The organism is Marinobacter sp. (assembly GCF_041984545.1).
In the GTDB taxonomy this organism is placed as follows: Bacteria; Pseudomonadota; Gammaproteobacteria; order Pseudomonadales; family Oleiphilaceae; genus Marinobacter.
Window position 1 is genome coordinate 48476 of sequence record NZ_JBHIXV010000015.1, and the last position, 19799, is coordinate 68274.

At 61.3% G+C, this 19799-nt stretch carries 17 protein-coding genes; 7 read left to right on the plus strand and 10 right to left on the minus strand.

What is annotated here, in order from left to right; translation table 11 throughout:
- The first annotated feature begins 342 nt into the window (after positions 1-342).
- Positions 343-1395, plus strand: a complete 1053-nt coding sequence (locus tag ACFC20_RS09100; RefSeq protein ID WP_375192717.1) for a 3-deoxy-7-phosphoheptulonate synthase — start codon at positions 343-345, stop codon at positions 1393-1395.
- On the opposite strand, the gene ACFC20_RS09105 is transcribed toward ACFC20_RS09100, so the two are convergent.
- Positions 1340-2011 (minus strand): LysE family translocator, encoded by a 672-nt coding sequence (locus tag ACFC20_RS09105; protein ID WP_375192718.1) that lies wholly within the window; start codon positions 2009-2011, stop codon positions 1340-1342. The two genes, ACFC20_RS09100 and ACFC20_RS09105, sit on opposite strands and share 56 nt — an antisense overlap.
- A 186-nt stretch (positions 2012-2197) precedes the next feature.
- Here ACFC20_RS09105 and ACFC20_RS09110 point away from each other — a divergent pair, with 186 nt between their 5' ends.
- The gene (locus ACFC20_RS09110; RefSeq protein ID WP_375192719.1) at positions 2198-3640 is read left to right on the plus strand and encodes a dihydrolipoyl dehydrogenase; all 1443 of its coding nucleotides are present in this window, start codon (positions 2198-2200) and stop codon (positions 3638-3640) included.
- 18 nt (positions 3641-3658) lie between these two features.
- On the opposite strand, the gene ACFC20_RS09115 is transcribed toward ACFC20_RS09110, so the two are convergent.
- The 7 genes from ACFC20_RS09115 to ACFC20_RS09145 all read right to left on the minus strand — a co-directional run bounded on the left by ACFC20_RS09115 (position 3659) and on the right by ACFC20_RS09145 (position 10361).
- Positions 3659-3934 carry a DUF2061 domain-containing protein gene (locus ACFC20_RS09115; protein ID WP_375192720.1) on the minus strand — a complete coding sequence of 92 codons (276 nt, stop codon included), beginning with the start codon at positions 3932-3934 and terminating at the stop codon, positions 3659-3661.
- A 115-nt stretch (positions 3935-4049) separates the two neighbouring features.
- Entirely contained in the window at positions 4050-5174 is a 1125-nt protein-coding gene (locus tag ACFC20_RS09120) for an NAD(P)/FAD-dependent oxidoreductase (protein ID WP_375192721.1), read from the minus strand.
- Positions 5174-6487: a class I SAM-dependent methyltransferase gene (locus tag ACFC20_RS09125; RefSeq protein ID WP_375192722.1), complete on the minus strand. Its 1314-nt coding sequence runs from the start codon at positions 6485-6487 to the stop codon at positions 5174-5176. Before ACFC20_RS09125 ends, ACFC20_RS09120 begins: the two co-directional genes overlap by 1 nt.
- 251 nt (positions 6488-6738) lie before the next feature.
- A complete protein-coding gene (locus ACFC20_RS09130) occupies positions 6739-8034 on the minus strand; it encodes a TRAP transporter large permease subunit (RefSeq protein WP_375192723.1) in 1296 nt (431 codons plus the stop codon).
- Positions 8031-8576 (minus strand): TRAP transporter small permease subunit, encoded by a 546-nt coding sequence (locus ACFC20_RS09135; RefSeq protein WP_375192724.1) that lies wholly within the window; start codon positions 8574-8576, stop codon positions 8031-8033. The genes ACFC20_RS09130 and ACFC20_RS09135 overlap by 4 nt, the downstream gene beginning before the upstream one ends.
- Before the next feature lie 99 nt (positions 8577-8675).
- The gene (locus tag ACFC20_RS09140) at positions 8676-9752 is read right to left on the minus strand and encodes a TRAP transporter substrate-binding protein (RefSeq protein ID WP_375192725.1); all 1077 of its coding nucleotides are present in this window, start codon (positions 9750-9752) and stop codon (positions 8676-8678) included.
- Between the two features lie 150 nt (positions 9753-9902).
- Entirely contained in the window at positions 9903-10361 is a 459-nt protein-coding gene (locus tag ACFC20_RS09145) for an ATPase (RefSeq protein ID WP_375183272.1), read from the minus strand.
- Between the two features lie 137 nt (positions 10362-10498).
- Here ACFC20_RS09145 and ACFC20_RS09150 point away from each other — a divergent pair, with 137 nt between their 5' ends.
- A complete protein-coding gene (locus ACFC20_RS09150) occupies positions 10499-11566 on the plus strand; it encodes a beta-N-acetylglucosaminidase domain-containing protein (protein WP_375183271.1) in 1068 nt (355 codons plus the stop codon).
- Between the two features lie 26 nt (positions 11567-11592).
- On the opposite strand, the gene ACFC20_RS09155 is transcribed toward ACFC20_RS09150, so the two are convergent.
- A complete protein-coding gene (locus ACFC20_RS09155) occupies positions 11593-12303 on the minus strand; it encodes an SIMPL domain-containing protein (protein WP_375183270.1) in 711 nt (236 codons plus the stop codon).
- Positions 12304-12418: 115 nt separating this feature from the next.
- On the opposite strand from ACFC20_RS09155, the gene ACFC20_RS09160 reads away from it, so the two are divergent.
- Positions 12419-12964 carry a macro domain-containing protein gene (locus ACFC20_RS09160; protein ID WP_375183269.1) on the plus strand — a complete coding sequence of 182 codons (546 nt, stop codon included), beginning with the start codon at positions 12419-12421 and terminating at the stop codon, positions 12962-12964.
- Positions 12965-12974: 10 nt separating this feature from the next.
- Here ACFC20_RS09160 and ACFC20_RS09165 read toward each other — a convergent pair whose 3' ends face one another.
- Positions 12975-13916 carry a ChaN family lipoprotein gene (locus ACFC20_RS09165; RefSeq protein ID WP_375192750.1) on the minus strand — a complete coding sequence of 314 codons (942 nt, stop codon included), beginning with the start codon at positions 13914-13916 and terminating at the stop codon, positions 12975-12977.
- A gap of 164 nt (positions 13917-14080) precedes the next feature.
- On the opposite strand from ACFC20_RS09165, the gene dauA reads away from it, so the two are divergent.
- From dauA to ACFC20_RS09180, 3 genes are all read left to right on the plus strand, one after another.
- Positions 14081-15814, plus strand: a complete 1734-nt coding sequence (gene dauA / locus ACFC20_RS09170) for a C4-dicarboxylic acid transporter DauA (protein WP_375192726.1) — start codon at positions 14081-14083, stop codon at positions 15812-15814.
- Between the two features lie 11 nt (positions 15815-15825).
- Positions 15826-17772, plus strand: a complete 1947-nt coding sequence (locus tag ACFC20_RS09175) for an ion channel DMI1 (protein ID WP_375192727.1) — start codon at positions 15826-15828, stop codon at positions 17770-17772.
- 226 nt (positions 17773-17998) lie between these two features.
- Complete coding sequence (locus ACFC20_RS09180) at positions 17999-19591, plus strand: isocitrate lyase (protein WP_091988150.1); 1593 nt, start codon at positions 17999-18001, stop codon at positions 19589-19591.
- The last annotated feature ends 208 nt before the right edge of the window (positions 19592-19799 follow it).

Below are 19799 nucleotides of genomic sequence, written 5' to 3' on the forward strand. Positions count from 1 at the left end.
TTGAGGGAAGAGGAAAAAAATCTCCGGCGCACGGGTTGCCAAGGGGAAAACCGGGGGTATATATTGAAAAGCATGAAGATCACACACGCGACCTGTCAATTGAATGTTTCGCAAGCTTTCGGCGCCAAGCCGGTGGCTTCGGTCGCTGCTGTGTTTTTCTGGTGGTTTGGTTATGGCTTTTATTTTAGCCAGAGCCAGGGCCGCCCATAGGATCTTCATCGAACGAACAACGAGGAAGGCAGCCCGGCAGAAAACCCAGGCTGCCACCGGACTCAGAAAGCCCCGACTGGTAGCCCAGCCGGGGCTTTTTTGATTCTGACCCAGGGAAACGGAAACACTGACATGAACATGCCGTTGAAAACCGAACTGACCCAGCAGGACAGCCAGGGCACGCCAGCCCACCGGGTTGAGACCAGACTGCCCACCCCGGCCGAACTCCGGCGGAAGATGCCGACGACCGATGCGCTGGCCGCCCGGGTGGCCGAACACCGGCAGGCTATCCGGGCTATCCTGCGGGGGGACGATCCGAGACTCCTGATTGTGATGGGCCCCTGCTCCATTCACGACGAAGTGGCGGCGCTGGAATACGCCGAGAAACTCAAAGTCCTGGCGGATACGGTGAGCGACCGGTTCCTGATTGTCATGCGGGCCTACCTGGAGAAGCCGCGCACCACCGTGGGTTGGAAAGGTCTGCTTTACGATCCGGAGCGTACCGGCGAGGGCAATCTGGGGGAGGGTTTGCTGCGATCACGACGCCTGCTGCTCAATCTCGCGGGCATGGGATTGCCACTGGCCACCGAGGCGCTCAGTCCGTTCGCCATGGATTATCTCGGTGATCTGATCAGCTGGACCGCCATTGGCGCCAGAACCACCGAATCCCAGGTGCACCGGGAGATGGTCAGCGGCCTGCCCATGCCGACCGGCTTCAAGAACGGTACCGACGGCGGCATTGCCGTGGCCACCAACGCCATGAAGTCGGCAGCGCATCCACATCACCACATGGGCGTTTCAGCCACCGGAGCACCGGTGATGATCACCACCCGCGGCAACCCCGACACCCATCTGGTGCTCAGGGGTGGGCGTGGCATTACCAACTACGACGCCGGGAGCATTGAGCAGGCGGTGGCTTCGCTTCGCAAAGCCTGCCTGTCTACCGCGGTGATGGTCGATTGCAGCCACGATAACGCCCGCAAGCAGGCGGAACGCCAGCTCGACATCGCCCGGGACGTGATGGCCCAGCGCCTTGCCGGCAACCATCACATCCGGGGGCTGATGCTGGAAAGTTTCCTGGAGCCGGGGCGCCAGGACGACGGCGAAGAGCTGCGTTACGGCTGCTCGATCACCGACCCGTGCCTGGGGTGGGCCCAGACGGAGGCTCTGATCCGCTCACTGTAGAGAGCAGGAGCTGGCCGGCAAGCAACAACAGCACGCCGCCCATCAACCGGTCGAGCCAGTGCCCGAACCGGTTAAAGCCCCGTCGGACCCGGGGCAGGGTGAAGAATACCGCCACCATGGCAAACCACAGTCCGGTCGCCAGCGCCATGTACAGGCCATAGCCCGCCTGCAGCGCAACCGGCGTGCCCGGGCTGATGACCACCGAGAACAGCGACACGAAGAACAGGGTCGCCTTGGGGTTCAGAGTGTTGGTCAGAAACCCCAGGCGCAGCGCCGCTGCGCCGGATTGCCGGGTACCCGAGTGCTGGCCAACGTGGATGCCCCCGGCCCGGGCTCTCAGGCACTGGACCGCTATCCAGGCCAGGTACAGGGCGCCCAGCACTTTCAGAATGCTGAACAACAGGATCGACTGCTGTATCAGCAGACCAATGCCCAGCAGCGAGTAGGTTACGTGCACCAGAATACCGGCGCCGATACCCACGGCACAGAGCAGGGCATTTCGACGGCTCTGGAACAGGGCCTGGCGCAGCATAACCGCAAAATCGGGCCCGGGGCTTGCCACGGCCAGCAGGTGCACCAGGGCAACCGTCAGAAATTCCGGCCAGTAAGTCTGCATGGTCTGTGTCTCCCCTCCCGCGCGTATCTGACTGGGTACCAATGATCGAAGCCTGACAGCATAGTGTGAAGGCGCGGGTTTTTCACGCGACGCGTGCACCTTGCCTGTGCTTCTATACTGAGGACACACCCGATCAAACCTTTCCCCCGTTCCCGGCTGTCGGGAGCGTCTGGCAGGAGGCAGTTCATGGATAAACGACAGGTTGATGTTGCCATCATCGGCGCCGGTACCGCGGGCATGGTGGCTTACCAGAGGGTACGGAAAGTCACCGACAAGGTGGTCCTGATCGAGTCCGACCAGTACGGCACCACCTGTGCCCGCGTGGGCTGCATGCCCAGCAAGCTGCTGATTGCAGCGGCGGAGAACGCCCACCAGGCCCGGATGGGTGAGCTGTTTGGCGTGTTCGCCCGGGAGGTTGCCATTGATGGCAAGAGGGTGATGGAGCGGGTTCGTTCCGAGCGCGACCGTTTCGTTGACGGCGTCATCCGGTCGGTTGAGAAATTTCCCCGGCAGCACCGGTTGATGGGGCATGCCCGGTTTGTCGGTCCTGATCTGCTGAAGGTGGGAGAAGACACCGAAGTGCAGGCCGACAGGATCATCATTGCCACCGGCTCCCGTCCCAATGTTCCCGGCTTCCTGAAAGACGCCAAGGATCGACTGGTGGTGAATGATGACATTTTCGAATGGCAGGATCTTCCCGGCTCTGTGGCAGTGTTCGGTCCTGGCGTTATTGGCCTTGAGCTCGGCCAGGCCCTCAGTCGGCTGGGTGTGCGCGTGCGCATGTTTGGCGTTGGCGGGAGTGTCGGCCCGATCCAGGACGACAGTCTCCGGGAATACGCGCTTGAAACGTTCAATGAAGAATTCCCCCTGGACCCGGATGCCGACGTCCGGTCGGTGGAGCGGTTAGAAGACGGCGTGGCCGTCACGTATATCGACAAAGACGCAGGCGAGACCCGGGAAGTGTTCGATTATGTGCTGGCGGCCGCCGGGCGGCGGCCCAATGTCGACGGCCTGGATATCCAGAACGCCGAACTCGAGCTGGATGACCGCGGCACGCCGGTCTACGATCCCCACACCCTGCGCTGTGGTCAGAGCTCGGTCTTTATCGCCGGCGACGCCAACAACCGCTTGCCACTGTTGCACGAGGCTGCCGACGAGGGACGAATTGCCGGCGACAACGCCGCCGCTTACCCGGAGGTGCGCGCAGGACTGCGCCGGACGCCTCTGGCTGTGGTCTTTACCGACCCGCAGATCGCGACGGTGGGGCTAACGATCGATCAGGTGAACGAACGCTGCCAGGGCTGCTTTGCTGTCGGCGAGGTGTCCTTTGAAGATCAGGGGCGGAGCCGGGTGATCGGCAAGAATCGGGGCTTGCTGAGGGTCTACGGAGAGCACGGTAGCGGCCTGTTCATGGGCGCTGAAATGTTCGGGCCTGCGGCTGAACACATTGGGCACCTGCTGGCCTGGTCGGCGCAGCGCCGGCTGACGGTGAGCGAGATGCTGGAGATGCCGTTCTACCATCCGGTCATCGAAGAGGGGCTGCGCTCTGCCCTCAAGGACCTGAACCGAAATCTCAGCATTGGCCCGGCCCCGGAGGAGGGCTGTACCGACTGCGGGCCGGGAGTCTGACACTGGCCGGTTGCCAGCTCAGCACGCCTGTGAAGACGGGTGTGGTGCGGGCGTCTTTCTGTCCAGTAACCCGCGCTGGCGCCTGGCCCAGATCTTCTCATGGAAGAAGTAGGCCACGGTGTTGATCGCCGGTTCCACCATGGCAATCAGGCTGCCGATGATCAGGTCACCGGTCAGCAGATACGCCACGGTGAAGGCGACTGTGAAATGGGTCAGGGCAAAGGTGACGGTTTTAATCAGCGACTGATCGCCTCGCACACCGTGATGATGGACAAATAACTTCAACGCGCTCATGACCTGCTCCATTAACTAACTCCGAGAGTTTATTGAACAGGCTTGGGCGCTCACTGTTAAATAAATTGGTTTCAGAAAAATGATAGGGAAGGGCTATCTTTCCCTTCTCGTCATTTCAGACAGCGGCTGGCAGGGGCGGCACCTCCCGGTGCAGGAACCATTTTTCGGTGACCACCTTGCGGGTGAACCAGTGTGACCGCATGAGGGTGCTGGCCAGGGGCATCTTGACCCAGTCCGGCACCTGCCAGCCCTGGTCCGCGTCTGCGGCACGGGTGCCGAATCGCTCGGTAATGGCATCGCCGTAGACCTGCAACGATGAGGCAGAGTAATCGGCCGCCCCCCTGATGACGTCTGCCGCCATCAGGGCGGATTCGATGGCGGGCCGGATACCCTCGCCGCTCTGGGTATAGGCAAGACCGGCGGCATCGCCAATCAGCATCACGCCGTCGTCAACGAGGGGCCTCTCGGCATGGGCGTAGAGCAGGTACGCGTGGCCCTTGAATCGCCCGGGCAGGTCTGCGGGAATGCGGCCGGTCGATTTCATTTCCTCGACAAACGCCTCCAGGTGGCCGGTGAGTTTGTGATTGTCCTCCCGGCCCAGACCGATGTTGAGATAGTTGCCCTTGCGGAAAACCCAGGCGTAGCCCTTCAGGTCGCGACAGAACCAGAGCTCCGGGGTGTCGCCCCGGGCCTGGCAGTTGGCTGCCTGATCCGGGGTCATTTCGAATTCAACCTCTTTGGCGGCCACCACGGTTTCATGGCCGCCGGGTCCGTCTCCCAGCAGACGGGCTACCGGGCAGAAGTGGCCGCCCGCCCCGACTACCAGTGGCGCTTCCCAGGTATCGTTGATCACCCAGTTACCGCCCCTGCGGACGATGGATTTGACGGGGGTGGCCAGCTGTTTCGGGCCCGCGACCCGAGCCAGAAGATAGTCGTCGAACTCGCAGCGACGAATGCCGTAACTCACCACCTCGCCATGGTCGTTTTCCACGGCGGTCTGCCCCATCATGCCGATTCGGAATCGCCGAATTGGCTGAAGCGTCCGTCCGGTTCCGTAGTCTTTCTGATCAATACCGAGCGTTTCCATAACCGCGGGCGTCACCCAGCCCGCACAGGTCTTGTCCCGGGGGAAGTCCTGTTTATCGATGATCAGTACTTTCTTGCCCGTGTCTTCCAGGGCTCTGGCCAGGGTGGAACCGGCGGGGCCGGCGCCAACGATGATCAGGTCGTAATAATCCATCACGCCTCCTCGGGTGCGGCTGGAAAGGCATAGATATCCTGGCGGCTCTGGGGCAGCCGGTTGTTGTCGCCGTGGGTAAATACCACCTGGAACAGCTGCAGCGATCCGGCCCGGAATGCGGCGATGGAGCCGGCGAGATACATGCGCCAGGCACGGGTAAAGTGCTCGTCGTACATGGCGCTGACCTCGTCCTCCCGTGCTGTGAACCGTTCCATCCAATCGCTCAGGGTCTGGGCGTAGTGCAGGCGCAGGTTCTCCACATCGAGCACCGAGAAGTCGCTGTGCTCGCAAATTTCCATGAACTCGCCGATGCTCGGAGGGTACGCGCCCGGGAAAATCCGCTTCTCGATCCAGGCGTTCATCAGCATCGGTCGGTTGCGGCCAATACTGTGCAGCAGGGCTATGCCGTCCGGTTTCAGGCTGCGCTTGATCAGCTCGGAGAGGGCGGGGTAGTTCTCCTTGCCCACATGCTCCAGCATGCCGATGGAAACAAAGGCGTCGTACTGGCCATCGATGTTGCGGTAATCGTCCTCGACGTACTCCACCAGATGATCCAGCTCCTGCTTCCGGGCTTCTTCCCGGGCGTAGGCCAGCTGTTCCCTGGAAATGTTGTAGGCGCGCACCTTCACCCCGTAGTTGCGGGCCATGTAGCGGGCCAGCCCGCCCCAGCCACAACCGGCTTCCACAACGGTCATCCCGGGCTTGAGCCGGAGCTTTCGGCAGACATGCTCCAGTTTCGCCAGCTGGGCCTGTTCCAGGGTAAGATGGGCGGATTCGTAATAGGCGCAGGTGTATTGCATTTCCGCCGTGTCGAGCCAGAGGCGATAGAACTCGTTGCCGAGGTCGTAATGGTGGTGAATGTTTTCCTTGGCCTCCGAGATGCCGGTTGAGCGCGGGTTATGGTTGCGCCACAGCGCCTCCAGCCACTTCGGCCACTTCTGACGGGCCTGATGCACAGACCGGTACAGACATTCCATCAGCTCCGGCAGGTCACCTTCCACCTCCAGGCGGCCGGCACTGTACAGGTCGCCGAAGGCCAGGTTGGGGTTGGTAACCAGCGCGTACAGGGCCTTGGGATCGGTCAGCTTCAAGGTGAATTGCGACTGCTGTCCTTCCGGTTCGATCACGTCGCCGTTCCAGAGCCGGAACCGCAGCGGCGGCGAGCCGGCCATGCGCATCAGCTTGGCAATCAGCCAGCGTTCGTAGGTGTGAGGTGACCGGTCAACGTGGGTGTCTTCCAGTGGCAGGGTCAGCACATGGGACTTGCCCGTCTGCTCGCTGTCCCGGGGTTTCTGGGCAGTACTCTGGTTCATGGACTCCGCTCTCCCTTGATAACCTTGCTTGCAGGCTTGTCAACATCACTGTTTTTGCGCGATGTTCGCGTACCAGGGTTTCCCGACTACCATTCTGAGAATCGCCAGTTGTGTGTTCAGTATAGAAAACAGTGGCGTTTTGTCAGGTCCGGTGGAAAACGCCGGCTCAGGGAACGAACAGAGGGAGAGTTTGGCCGGATAAAAAAAATACCGGGCCAGGGGCCCGGTATTTTCTGGATTGCTGTTGCTTGTCAGTAGGATGAACTCATCCCGAACCACTCGGGGAAGATCACGATGAGGGCCAGCACCAGCATCTGCAACAGGATGAACGGTAACACCCCTCGATAGATGTCGGTTGTTCGCACCTCCGGTGGTGCCACTCCCTTCAGGTAGAAGAGCGAGAACCCGAACGGCGGCGTCAGGAAGCTGGTTTGCAGGTTCATAGCGATCAGGATGGCAAACCAGAGCATGTTGATGCCCAGGGCCTCGGCCACCGGCGCCAGAATCGGCACGATGATGAACGAGATTTCCACGAAATCGATGAAGAAGCCCAGCACCAGAATGACCACCATGGCCAGAATGATGAAGCCCCACTTCTCGCCCGGAAGCTGCAGCAGCCATTCCTCCAGCAGGTAGTCGCCGCCGGTGTAGCTGAACACCATGGAGAAGGCCGTAGCACCGATCAGGATGGCAAAAACCATGGCGGTGACTTTCACCGTGTCCTTGGAGGCATCCCACACCATCTTGAAGGAGAACTGGCGATAGATGATGGCCAGAACCACGGCGCCAACGCCGCCCAGGGCCGACGACTCGGTAGGCGTCGCAATACCGGTGAAGATGGAACCCAGTACCACCACGATGAGTGCCAACGGCGGAATAATGGCCAGCAGCGCGTCGAGGATTTCCTTCTTACGGGACACGCTGTCGTCTTCCGGCATGGCCGGCGCCGTCTCAGGCCGGAACCGGGTCAATACCAGAATGTAGATGATGTACAGGCCGATCAGGACGACGCCCGGCCAGACCGCTGCCTTGAACAGGTCGCCCACGGGGAGGCCCAGAACGTCACCCAGGATGATCAGGATGATGGAGGGCGGGACAATCTGTCCGAGGGTGCCGGACGCACAGATGGTGCCTGTGGCCAGCCGCTTGTCGTATTTGTGGGCCAGCATCACCGGCAGGGAGATCAGGCCCATGGCAACCACACTGGCACCGACCACACCGGTGGAAGCTGCGAGCAGTGCGCCTACCAGGATGGTTGAGATGGCAAGACCGCCGGGCAAACCACCGAACAGGCGGCCCATGGAGGTCAACAGCTGTTCTGCCAACCGGGTCCGTTGAAGAACGACGCCCATGAAGATAAACAGGGGCACGGCCATCAGCACGGTATTCTGCATCACGCTCATGATGCGGTAGGGCATGAAGGCAAACAGATCCATGCCTTCGGCGAAGATTCCGAAGAACAGGGCGACGCCCCCGAAGGTAAAGGCAACCGGGAACCCCAGCATGAGCATCAGCAGGGCCACCCCGAACATAATCATACCGATCATGACAGGCCTCCTGCGCTGTGTTCGCCTTCGTATTCCTTGTCGCCTGCCATGACCCGCAGGGCGTAGGTGATCATGTTAAGCCCGGCGATCGCGATGAAAACCGCGGTGACCGGAATCACCGATTTAATGATCCAGCGGTGCGGGAGGCCGCCCGGATCGCCGCTACCCTCGCCCATGTTGTAGGAGTCGAGGGCAAAATCGTAACCAAAGATACCGATCAGGTAGGCGAACGGTATGACAAAGATCAGGGCACCGACCAGGTTGACCCATGCCTTGGCCTTGTTGCTCCATTTTGTGTAGAAGACGTCGACCCGCACGTGACCATCCGTGCGCAGCGCATAGGGAATGCCCAGCAGGAACACCACCGAATAGAGGTGCCACTCCATTTCCTGCATGCCGATTGAAACATTGTTGAACGCGTAGCGGGCCACCACGTCGTAAAAGACGTTGGCTGCCATCAGAATCATGGCAACACAGGCCACCCAGCCACAGAATGTGGACAGGCGCGCAAGCCCCTCATCCAGTTTGATAATCCACCGCATTGATGATCCTCCGCCAGCGAACTGGCGATTTTCGATTGCTCTAAACGACAAAACCGGGATCACTGCAAGAGCGATCCCGGCTCCGTTAAAGCCAATATCTTACTCGACTTCGGCCATGGTGTTGAGGTAGGCGCGCTCGGAAATGTTGGTGTAGGCGCGGCTCTTCTCCAGGTACTCCTGCTGGGACTTGATGATTTTTGCAGCCATCTCACTGCCTTTGGCAGCTTCGTCCAGCAGCTTGTTGTTGGCAGCGTACATGGCGTCGAACACGTCATCCGGGAACTGCTTGATCTGCACGTTCGGATACTCTTCCTTGATGTTGGCCCAGGCGTCGGCGTTGGCGTGCTGGGAGTGAACCAGCATGTCGTAGGACGCGGTCCGCATGGCCACACGCATGATTTCCTGCAGATCTGCCGGCAGCTTTTCCCATACCCGCTTGTTCACCAGGAACTGCAGCTCGGTGGCCGGCTCGTGCCAACCGGTGTAGTAGTAGTCAGCAATCTGCTGGAAGCCAAGACGCAGGTCCAGCGCCGGACCAACCCACTCGACCGCATCGATGGTGTTGCGCTCGAGGGCCGTGTAGAGCTCGCCCGGGGCGATGTTGGTCGGGCTTACGCCCACTTCGGCGAATACCTCACCCGCAAAGCCGGGGATGCGCATCTTGAGGCCCTGCAGGTCCTCCAGGGACTTGATTTCCTTGCGGAACCAGCCGCCCATCTGGACACCGGTGTTACCGCCGGGGAAGGACAGCATGTTGTGGGGCTCGTAGACCTCCTGCATCAGCTCCATGCCGCCGCCGTGGTAGAACCAGGCGTACTGTTCCATGGCATTCATGCCAAAGGGCATGCTGGTGAAGAACAGGGTTTCGGGAACCTTGCCTTTCCAGTAGTAGGACGCGGAGTGGCCCATGTCGTACTGGCCGGCCTTGACCATGTCAAACACGCCCAGGGGGGCCTTGTGTTTGTTGGCGGAATCGATACGGACTTTCAGGCGTCCGTCGGACATTTTTTCAACGTTTTCGGCGAAGCGCTTGGTGGTGTCACCGAAAATCGGGAAGTTTGGTCCCCAGGTTTCCGCCAGGCGGAGGGTGAAAGTCTCTTGGGCGAGCGCCTGTGTGGAGGCAAAGGTAGTTGCCACAGCCAGCACAGCCGCGGAAAGAACAGAACGGATCTTCATTGCTCTTCTATCCTCTTATCGTTTTTGTGGGTCGAGCGTCCCCCCCTTGTCAAGGGACTGAACTACTCTGAATGCTAGTTCACGTTAGCAATTATCGTTAACAAACTAAATCAAAAACCGCTGGTTGTACGACCTTGGTCTTACGCGGGATCAGAGATCTTCCATCCGGCCGATCTGACTCGAAAGTCGCATGGCCTCGTGTTCTTCCATGGACAGGAGGTCTTCCAGCAGGGCCTTGGCCTCGGAAATCTCGGCCTTGCCGATCAGGGAGTCGTAGAGGTCCATGACCTGATCATGGAACTGGAACACCTCGGCGGCGATGTCCCGGAAGGACATGGAGGCGTAATGGGTGTAGGAGTCGGCGCTGGGGCCAATCGGCTTGTGGTTCAGGTAGTCGTACAGGCGGGTGTCCATGGCCTTGCGGTCTGCCTGTTTCTCGAATTCGCCGACGGCCTTCTCCAGCAATGCCTCGTGGCCGGCGAGGTAGTCGAGCAATGCGCTGGCCCTCTCGTCGTTGTTGAGCTTGGCGGACTCGTGCAGGCATCTGGCGAGGTGGGCATGCAGCTGCCGCGTCCAGTCAATCAGGTCTTCAAAGGTTTTTATCTCCATCGCGCGCCTCCTTGAAGGGATCTGGCCATGCGGGACATGGATCGGTTTTCTGGTTGGCAATACTCACCAGTCTAGTCAAAATTGATGGTTATGGGTTGGTGAACCTCCAGCCCAGGAAACCGGAGGGGCGTGGCATCATGACAACGACACTGGGCATCATCGAAGGATTCTATGGCCCCATGTGGACCTGGGAAGAGCGCCGGCATCTGGTGCGAACCCTGGCCCCGCACGGTTATGGCTTTTACCTGTATGCGCCCAAGGCGGATCTTTACCTGCGACGAAAGTGGCAACAGCCGCACCCGCCGGCGGTAGCCGCCGAGCTTGCGGATTTCGCCCGTTTCTGCCGCCAACAGGGCATGCGGTTTGGCGTCGGGTTGAGCCCGTTCGAGGTTTTTAACCGGTTTGACGACGAGGCCCGTAACGCACTCGCACGCAAACTTACGCTGCTGGAACGAATGGACATTGATGAACTGGCCATTCTGTTCGATGACATGACCGCCGACACGCCGGACCTTGCCCGGAGCCAGGTCGACATTGTCGACTGGGTGCGCGAACGCACCGGCATCGCCCGTTTGAGTGTCTGCCCCAGCTACTATTCCGACGACCCCGTGCTCGACCGGGTGTTCGGCGAGCGGCCCGCCGATTACCTGGAGACCCTGGGGCGCAAGCTGGATCATTCGGTGAATATTTTCTGGACCGGAGAGGAAGTGTGTTCCCGGGAGATCTCTCCGGGACACCTGAAGCGGGTGGGCGACCTGCTGGGGCGCAAACCGGTGCTCTGGGACAACTACCCGGTGAACGACGGCGACCGGATGTCGCAGCATTTGCACTTGCGGGCCTTTACCGGCCGGCCGGCGGCGAATGCGGCGCATCTGGCAGGACACGGCATCAATCCCGCCCTGCAACCCACGCTGACCGCTATCCCCGCGATCACGCTGGCGGAATCCTACCGACTGGGGCCGGCCTACCAGTACGGCCAGGCCTTCCGCAACGTCTCGCGGGAAGTGCTCGGGCGGGATCTGGCCGCGCAGCTGCAGGCGGATCTTCTGGTGTTGCAGGACGCCGGCCTGGGGCGTATCAGCGACGAAAAAAGACAGAGTCTGCAGCACACCTACGACGCGTTCGATCACCCCGCTGCCAATGAGATTCTGCGCTGGCTTGCCGGCGAGTACCGGGTGACCGATGAAATGGTGGCAACGCAGTAAGGCCACCCTTCAGCGCGGGTAGTATTCTAACGCAGGTAGTATTCCACCGTTGCCACCACCCGGACGGTTTTCACTGGCTGCTGCTCTTCCATCACGCCTGGCGCCTGGTCCCGGGCCAATATCTGGAACACCCCCTGGTTCGCGCGCCGCAGCCCGCCGAGTTCGGTATTGGCATCCCTTGCAAACTGCGCGGCGGCTTCCCGGGCCGAGGCTGTGGCTTCGGCGATCATGTCTGGCTTGATGTCGTTCAGGCCGTTGAACAGGTAGGTGGGGCCGGAAGGCCCGTAGTCAGACGACAGCACCACGCCCGAGTCCACCAGTTCACTGACGCCCTGGGCGGCCTGGCGGATTCTGTCGATATCGGTGCTGCGCACCATCAGCGTCTGGTTGATGATGAACTGCTGCCCGCCGTTTGAGTTCTGGTAAGGGTTGGCGCGGGTATCGGTGACGTCCAGGCGTTGCAGCTCCACCGCGTCCTGGCTGATTGCCTGCAGCTTGAGGAACGCCATGATGGCATCCCGGCTGCTTCGGGCCTTTTCCTGGGCCGCGTTCAGGGAATTGCCGGTAGCCACAAACCGGATAGGCCAGAGCGCGAGATCGGCGGTCACCTCCCGTTCCGCCACGCCCTTGACGGTGACATACCGGTCGCCGGTGCGCAGGTCGGTGAGGCCATCACCAATCAGCGCGGCGGCAATGATGGCGCTGATGCCCAGGATCAGTGCGGAGATCGCTTTCATGACGTGTCCCTGTGTGCTGTCGCAATCGGCCCGGGCAAGTGCCGGTGGTCGACTGCTATGCTGAAAACAGCCATCAAGATTAGCGTTTCGCCGCTGCGGCGAAAAGGGAGGAATCATGACAGACAGGACAGCTTCGGTGAGGGTGGAGTGCGTGCAGGGCAATATCGCCGCACAGCCGGATATGGATGCCATCGTCAATGCCGCCAACGGCGAGCTGATGCCGGGTAGCGGTGTGGCGGGCGCCATTCACGGCGCCGCCGGGCCGGAGCTCGCCGAGGAGTGTCGGCCCCTGGCTCCGATCCAGCCCGGTCAGGCGGTGATCACCGGGGCTCACAAGCTGCCAAACCGGCACGTCATCCACTGCCTGGGGCCGGTCTATGGGGTGGATGAGCCTTCGGACCGGCTGCTGGGAGAGTGTATCCACAATGCGCTCCGGTTGGCCGACCATCATGGCCTGGCCTCGATTGCGTTCCCGGCGATATCCACGGGCGTGTTCGGATACCCGCTGGAACAGGCCGCGGAGGTAGTCATGGAGGCGGTGGCTGACACGCTCGACGAGCTGCGAACCGTCCGGACCATCCGCTTTGTGCTCTTCAGTGATGATGATCTCGCGGTGTTCGAGAGCGCGCGAAAGGACCAGTCCAGGCTGTCCGGTGATTGACTGAGTGTGTTCAGTCACAGTCCGTGCGGGCGGACCGACTGAAGCGCTCGGTCATGGCCTTGCGTGCGCGCTCCGGGTCGCGGAATTCCTCCGGCAGGGGCTGGATCAGGTAGAGATAGTCGCCACGGGTAGGGTTCTCTGCCAGGGGTGGGGTATCGGCTTCCCCGGGCCAGACAACCGGGCCGATCACCGCAACGGAGATCGCCGGCGCCCGTTGCTTCAGCAAGGCGACCGTTCCCAGGCCCTGCTCGCTGTGGAAGGTGCCGGTGATGTGCAGGATCTGGTGTTCCGGATACTGTGAGCGTGCCTGGAGAATGCGCTCGGCCATGGTGTTGTCCCGAAGGAGCTGGGCCTTGTAGGTATTGCTCATGCGCTCCTCCATCGTGCTGTCTGCCCGGTGGCTGGCGCCGATGGCGGCCATGAACTTCTCCCGGTAGGCGGGAATGTCGAGGAAGGGCTTGGCTGGCAGGGAGTGTCTGACTGGCTCAGGCAGATTGTCGAGATACTCTGTCCCCTGTCGGCCCACGCAGCGAACCACATGGGCCGGGGCGTTGGCAGCGATCACCGGCAGGTCATGCAGGCGCGCAAACTCCACCAGGGGCCGGTAGGCGCCGCGGTAGTTGTCCCAGGCCTCTGCGTCTTCCATCATTTCGGCTTCGCCGATGTCGCCGGTCAGGTATCGGTTCAGGGCATCCTGGTGGTCAAGGTCGAACTGCTCCATGGACAGGACCTGCCGCGGGTGCTGCCGGTACAGGGCCTGCTGAAGGCGTGATTGCAGGAGATGCGAGGCATGATGGCCGTGATATTCTCCGACAACCACCACGTCGGTACCGGCCAGTCGTTCGGCCAGTTCCTCGATACCAAGTGGCCTTGTGTCAGGCGGCGCCACGACTCGGGCATCGTATTGGGTTGTGGGCGCTGAGAGCGGTTCCGGGGCCGGAGCATCGGGCATGGCGGCGCATCCATTCATCAACAGGAAAGTGGAAACCAGCAGTGTCAGATTAACCAGAGTAACTTGATTCATAATAAGCCATACGCTTCCGCGGCCCGATTGGCCGAGCCTATAATTCCACCGGTTGCGAAGCAACTGTCTTGCCGTCAGCAAAAGAGTCCACTATGCCGCACCGCGCCCATCTGTTTTCCCTTCGGCTGGCTCACGCCGTTCGCGAAGCCTGCCTGGATGAGCGTTACCGGGGCCGGCGTTTGCTGCGTGACCTGATGGCCGGCGTTACCGTGGGCATCATTGCCATCCCACTGGCCATGGCGCTGGCCATCGCCAGTGGCGTGGCGCCTCAGTACGGGCTTTATACCGCGATTATCGCCGGCTTTGTCATTGCCCTGACCGGCGGCAGCCGGTTCAGCATCTCCGGCCCAACCGCCGCCTTCGTGGTGATTCTCTACCCCATCGCCCAGACCTACGGCCTTGGCGGGTTGCTGATCGCCACCCTGATGTCCGGTGTGCTGCTGGTGGCCATGGCCCTGATGCGCCTGGGGCGACTGATCGAGTATATCCCCGAGTCCGTTACCCTGGGCTTTACCGCCGGCATCGCCGTGGTGATTGCCATCCTCCAGGTACCGGATTTTCTCGGGCTGCCCATCGGCGACCTGCCCGGGCACTTCTGGCAGAAACTGGTGACACTGGCTGGCGCGCTGCCGCAGATGGACCGGGTCAGTGCGCTCGTTGCCGGCGTGACCCTGGCGGTGATGTTGCTCTGGCCCCGCCTGAAAACGCCGGTGCCGCCCCACCTTCCCGCCCTGGTGATTGGCAGCCTGCTGGCGCTCTGGTGCAATGCCCGGGGCGCCAATGTCGCAACCATTGGCTCAAGCTTCACCTATCTGCTTCCGGATGGCTCCGAGGGGGCAGGCATTCCGCCGTTCCTGCCCGAGTTTGTCTGGCCCTGGCAGCAGGCGGGTGCATCTGGCGAGGCCATCGGCTTTTCATGGTCGCTGTTCCGGGATCTGCTACCCGCCGCCTTTGCCATAGCCATGCTCGGTGCTATCGAATCGCTGCTGTGCGCGGTGGTGCTGGATGGCATGACCGGCAAGCGTCACAGTGCCAACAGTGAACTGATGGGGCAGGGTCTGGGCAATATTGTCACTCCGTTTTTCGGGGGGATCACGGCAACCGCCGCGATTGCCCGCTCGGCCGCCAACTACCGGGCTGGAGCCGAATCACCGGTCTCGGCCATGGTGCACTCGGTCGTGGTGCTGCTGGCGCTGGTAACCCTGTCGGGCGTCCTGGCGTACCTTCCCATGCCCGCCATGGCGGCCCTGCTGGTGATGGTGGCCTGGAACATGAGTGAGGCCCCCAAGGCCGTGCACCTGCTGAAAACGGCCCCTCGCAGTGACATCCTCGTGTTTCTTACCTGCTTCTCCCTGACGGTGCTGCTGGACATGGTGATAGCAATCACCACCGGTGTGTTGCTGGCGGCGGTACTGTTCATGCGTGAGATGGCGCGGATGACGCGGGTCACGGACATCACGGCTGGCAGTCGGGTCGCCGGCAGGGGACTGCCCGAGGGGTGGCGGGTGTTCAAAATCAATGGTCCGCTGTTCTTCGCGGCGGCAGACCGCATCTTCGGTGAACTGGCCGTCATGTCCCGCGATACTCGCGGGTTTATCCTCTATATGGACGGAGTCACCGTTCTCGACGGCGGCGGCCTGGCGGCCCTGAACAAGCTGATTGCCACGTGTCAGCGGGAAGGGACCGAGGTAGTCATTGCCGATCTGCAGTTTCAGCCCCTCCGGACCCTGGCCCGTGCCGGTGTGGCACCCATCGAGGGCGTGAGCCGCTATACTTCGTCTCTGGACGAGGCCCTGCGGCTTGTCAGTGCAGAAACACCCACATAACGAGGAACGCCATGCTGCCATTCCGGCTTATCGACAGACTGAAATTCATCGTGGAGAGGCAACTGGTCAAGGGCGCCGGATTCCAGCTCCTGGTGGTAGCCGTGTTCATCGGCCTGATCTCGCTGGTGGGCGGGCTGCTGGTGGTGCCCCAGGGTGGCGACTTCGAGGATCCGGGGTCCGCCATCTGGTGGGCGTTTCTGAGGCTGACCGACCCCGGTTACCTGGGGGACGATGTGGGCACCTGGCAGCGGTTCGTCTCGACCCTGCTGACCATCAGCGGCTACGTGGTGTTCATGGGCACCCTGGTCGCCATCCTCACTCGTTGGTTGATTGCCAAGATGGCCGACCTGGAGCGCGGCCTGACGCCGGTGACCCTGAAAAACCACATAGTGGTGCTGGGCTGGACCAGCCAGACCCTGCCGCTGCTGTCGGAACTGCTCGGTTCCAGTGGACGAATGCGGCGCTTCCTGGAAAAACACGACGCCCAGAAACTGAACCTGGTGGTGCTGTCCGAAGATGCCTCGGCAGCCCAGGTACACGAAATACGAAGCGAGCCCGGGATCGGGCGTCGGGCGCGGCAGGTGATCCTGCGTTCGGGCTCGGCGATCCAGCCGGATGCATTGCATCGGGTTGCCTGCCTGGATGCAGCGGCGGTGATTGTGCCCAGTGCCGCCCATGAGGCGGGCAGCCTGGTCACCTCGGATGTGGAAACGGTCAAGGCGCTGCTGTCCATCGCCGCCCAGGCCCGCTACCTGAAAACGTCGCTGCCGTTCGTGGTGGCGGAAATCCAGGATGTCCGCAAACTGCCGGTAATCGAGCGCGCCTATCCCGGCGCGGTGGAAGTGGTCGGTGGCGACGCCACCATCAGCCGTCTGATGGTGCAGAACATCCTCCACCCGGGGCTTTCGGAGGCTTTCAACGAGCTGCTCACGGCCGGGGAGGGTAATGAAATCTACATCCGTGGCGGTGAGTCCCTGGCCGGTATGACCCTGGCCGAGCTGGCGGCGGCGCGCCCGGAGGTCATTGTCCTGGGCCTGCTCAAGCCCCGGGAAACCGGTTGGGAAGTGTGCCTGCTGGCGCCTTCGGACACCCCCATCGGCCCGAAAGACCGGGTAGTGATCATGGCCCGGGATTATTCCGAAACCGAGCCCGACGCCAAGCGCACGCCTTTGCCTGTCATTGAGCGGGGCCCCGCGGTTCGGGTCAGCCCACCGGCTGACCGGATTCATCACCGGGTCCTGGTGATGGGCTGGAACCGGCGCGTGCCCAGCCTGGTGGCCGAGTTTTTGAGCTACAGTCACCGCCGGTTCGAGGTGGATCTGGTGTCCGTGGTACCCAAGGCAGAGCGGGAACAGGCCATTGCCCGGTATGTCGACGACGATGGTCGCGTGGTCTGTCGCCATATCGAGGCGGATTACATGGTCGAGGGCGAGCTGAGGCGGATCGGGCCGGCCAATTACGACACCGTGATCCTGCTCAGCAGCGACCGCCTGGCCTCGGGCGAGGAGGCAGACGCCAGGGCCATGGTGGGCTACCTGCAACTGGAGGATATCCTTACCGAGTCGTCGCACCGGCCGCAACTGATCATGGAACTGAGCGATCCGGACAACCGGCATTTGCTGGAGGGACACCAGAGCGAAATGCTCATCAGTCCGATGATTCTCAGCCACATTCTGGCCCAGGTTTCCCTGCGCCGGGAATTGCGCGTGGTGCTGGATGAGCTGTTCACCGTGGGCGGGGCGGAAATCCAGTTCCGCAACCCGGAGAACTATCCCCTGCCGGCAAGCGCCACCTTCCAGACCCTGGAAAAAATTGTCGCCGCCGAGGGTGAGCTTGCCCTGGGCGTATTTCGCGCCAGCCCCGATTCACGGGGCCGACATCTGCAACTGAATCCTGCCCGCCAGGACTACCTGGAACTCCAGCCCGGAGACCAGCTGGTGGTGCTCTGCCTGACCTGAATGCCTGCCCGAGGTGCGTCAGGTCGGCCGTTTGGCCGGCCTGATCAGCATTCACCGAAAAAATGCCGAAAATAGATGATATAAATTTCAATTATAAAAACGAAACCACTAAAGTAACCGTCAACGTCAGCGCTTAGCTCAAAAAGTGAGCAGGTTGTTGGCTTCGGAAGTCGCAGTTAGCTTTTCCGTACCTACTTAGAAAACCAACGTAGAAAGGATTGAGACCATGCCCTACGCAAAAGACGTTGACCAGATTGCTTCCCTGTTGAAGCAGCACCCGACCTGGAACGCCATCAACCCGAAGCACGCCGCTCGCATGCGCGCCCAGAACAAGTTCAAGACTGGTCTGGACATCGCCAAGTACACCGCCAAGATCATGCGCGAAGACATGGCGAACTACGACAAGGACAGCTCCCAGTACACCCAGTCCCTGGGCTGCTGGCACGGCTTCATCGGTCAGCAGAAGCTGCTGTCCATCAAGAAGCACTTCGGTACCACCAAGCGTCGTTACCTGTACCTGTCTGGCTGGATGGTTGCCGCCCTGCGTTCCGAGTTCGGCCCGCTGCCTGACCAGTCCATGCACGAGAAGACTGCCGTATCCGGTCTGATCGAAGAGCTGTACACCTTCCTGCGTCAGGCGGATGCCTGGGAACTGAACCACCTGTTCCGCGCCCTGGAAGAAGCCGAGAAAGCCGGCGACAACGCCAAGGCTGAAGAGCTGATCAAGCAGATCGACAACCACGAAACTCACGTTGTTCCGATCATTGCCGACATCGACGCTGGTTTCGGTAACGCGGAAGCGACCTACCTGCTGGCCAAGCAGATGATCGAAGCCGGTGCCTGCTGCATCCAGATTGAAAACCAGGTATCCGACGAGAAGCAGTGTGGTCACCAGGACGGCAAGGTTACCGTTCCCCACGCCGACTTCCTGTCCAAGATCAACGCCGTTCGTCTGGCGTTCTTGGAGCTGGGCGTGGACGACGGTGTGATCGTTGCCCGTACCGACTCCCTGGGCGCCGGCCTGACCCAGAAGCTGGCCGTTACCGACGAGCCGGGCGACCTGGGCGACCAGTACAACAGCTTCCTCGACGGTGATTACATCGAGGACGCTTCTGAAATCAACAACGGTGACGTGGTCATCAAGTCCAACGGCAAGCTGATGAAGCCGAAGCGTCTGGCGTCTGGCCTGTTCCAGTTCCGTCCGGGCACTGGCGAAGACCGCGTTGTCCTGGACTGCATCACCAGCCTGCAGAACGGCGCTGACCTGCTGTGGATCGAAACCGAGAAGCCCCACGTTGGCCAGATCGCCGGCATGGTAAACCGCATCCGTGAAGTGGTGCCCGATGCCAAGCTGGTTTACAACAACAGCCCGTCGTTCAACTGGACCCTGAACTTCCGTCAGCAGGTATTCGACGCCTGGAAGGAAGAAGGCAAGGACGTTTCTGCCTACGACCGTGACAAGCTGATGAGTGAAGAGTACGACAACACCGAGCTGGGTCAGCTGGCTGACCAGTGGTGCCAGAACTTCCAGCGTGACGCGTCTCGCGAAGCGGGTATCTTCCACCACCTGATCACGCTGCCGACGTACCACACAGCGGCCCTGTCCACCGACAACCTGGCCAAGGGCTACTTCGGCGACGAAGGCATGCTGGCCTACGTTGCCGGTGTACAGCGCAAGGAAATCCGTCAGGGCATCGCCACCGTCAAGCACCAGGACATGGCGGGTTCCAACATCGGCGACGACCACAAGGAATTCTTCGCTGGTGACGCGGCCCTGAAGGCCGGTGGTAAAGACAACACCATGAACCAGTTCGGCTAATCGAAGGTTCGGATGTTGCCAGGGCGGGTCAGACCCGCCCTGAACCAGAAACCCCGCGTCTGCGGGGTTTCTGCTTTTCTGACACCATCGGTTTGCCTTACCTGACTGTTTTTGATGGATAAAGCACGGCGCAGTCAGAATATCCCTCTCCGCGTGTTTCATCACTGAAACAGATTGCCCCGCCAAAACCGGCGTCCTGCTGGTGCTC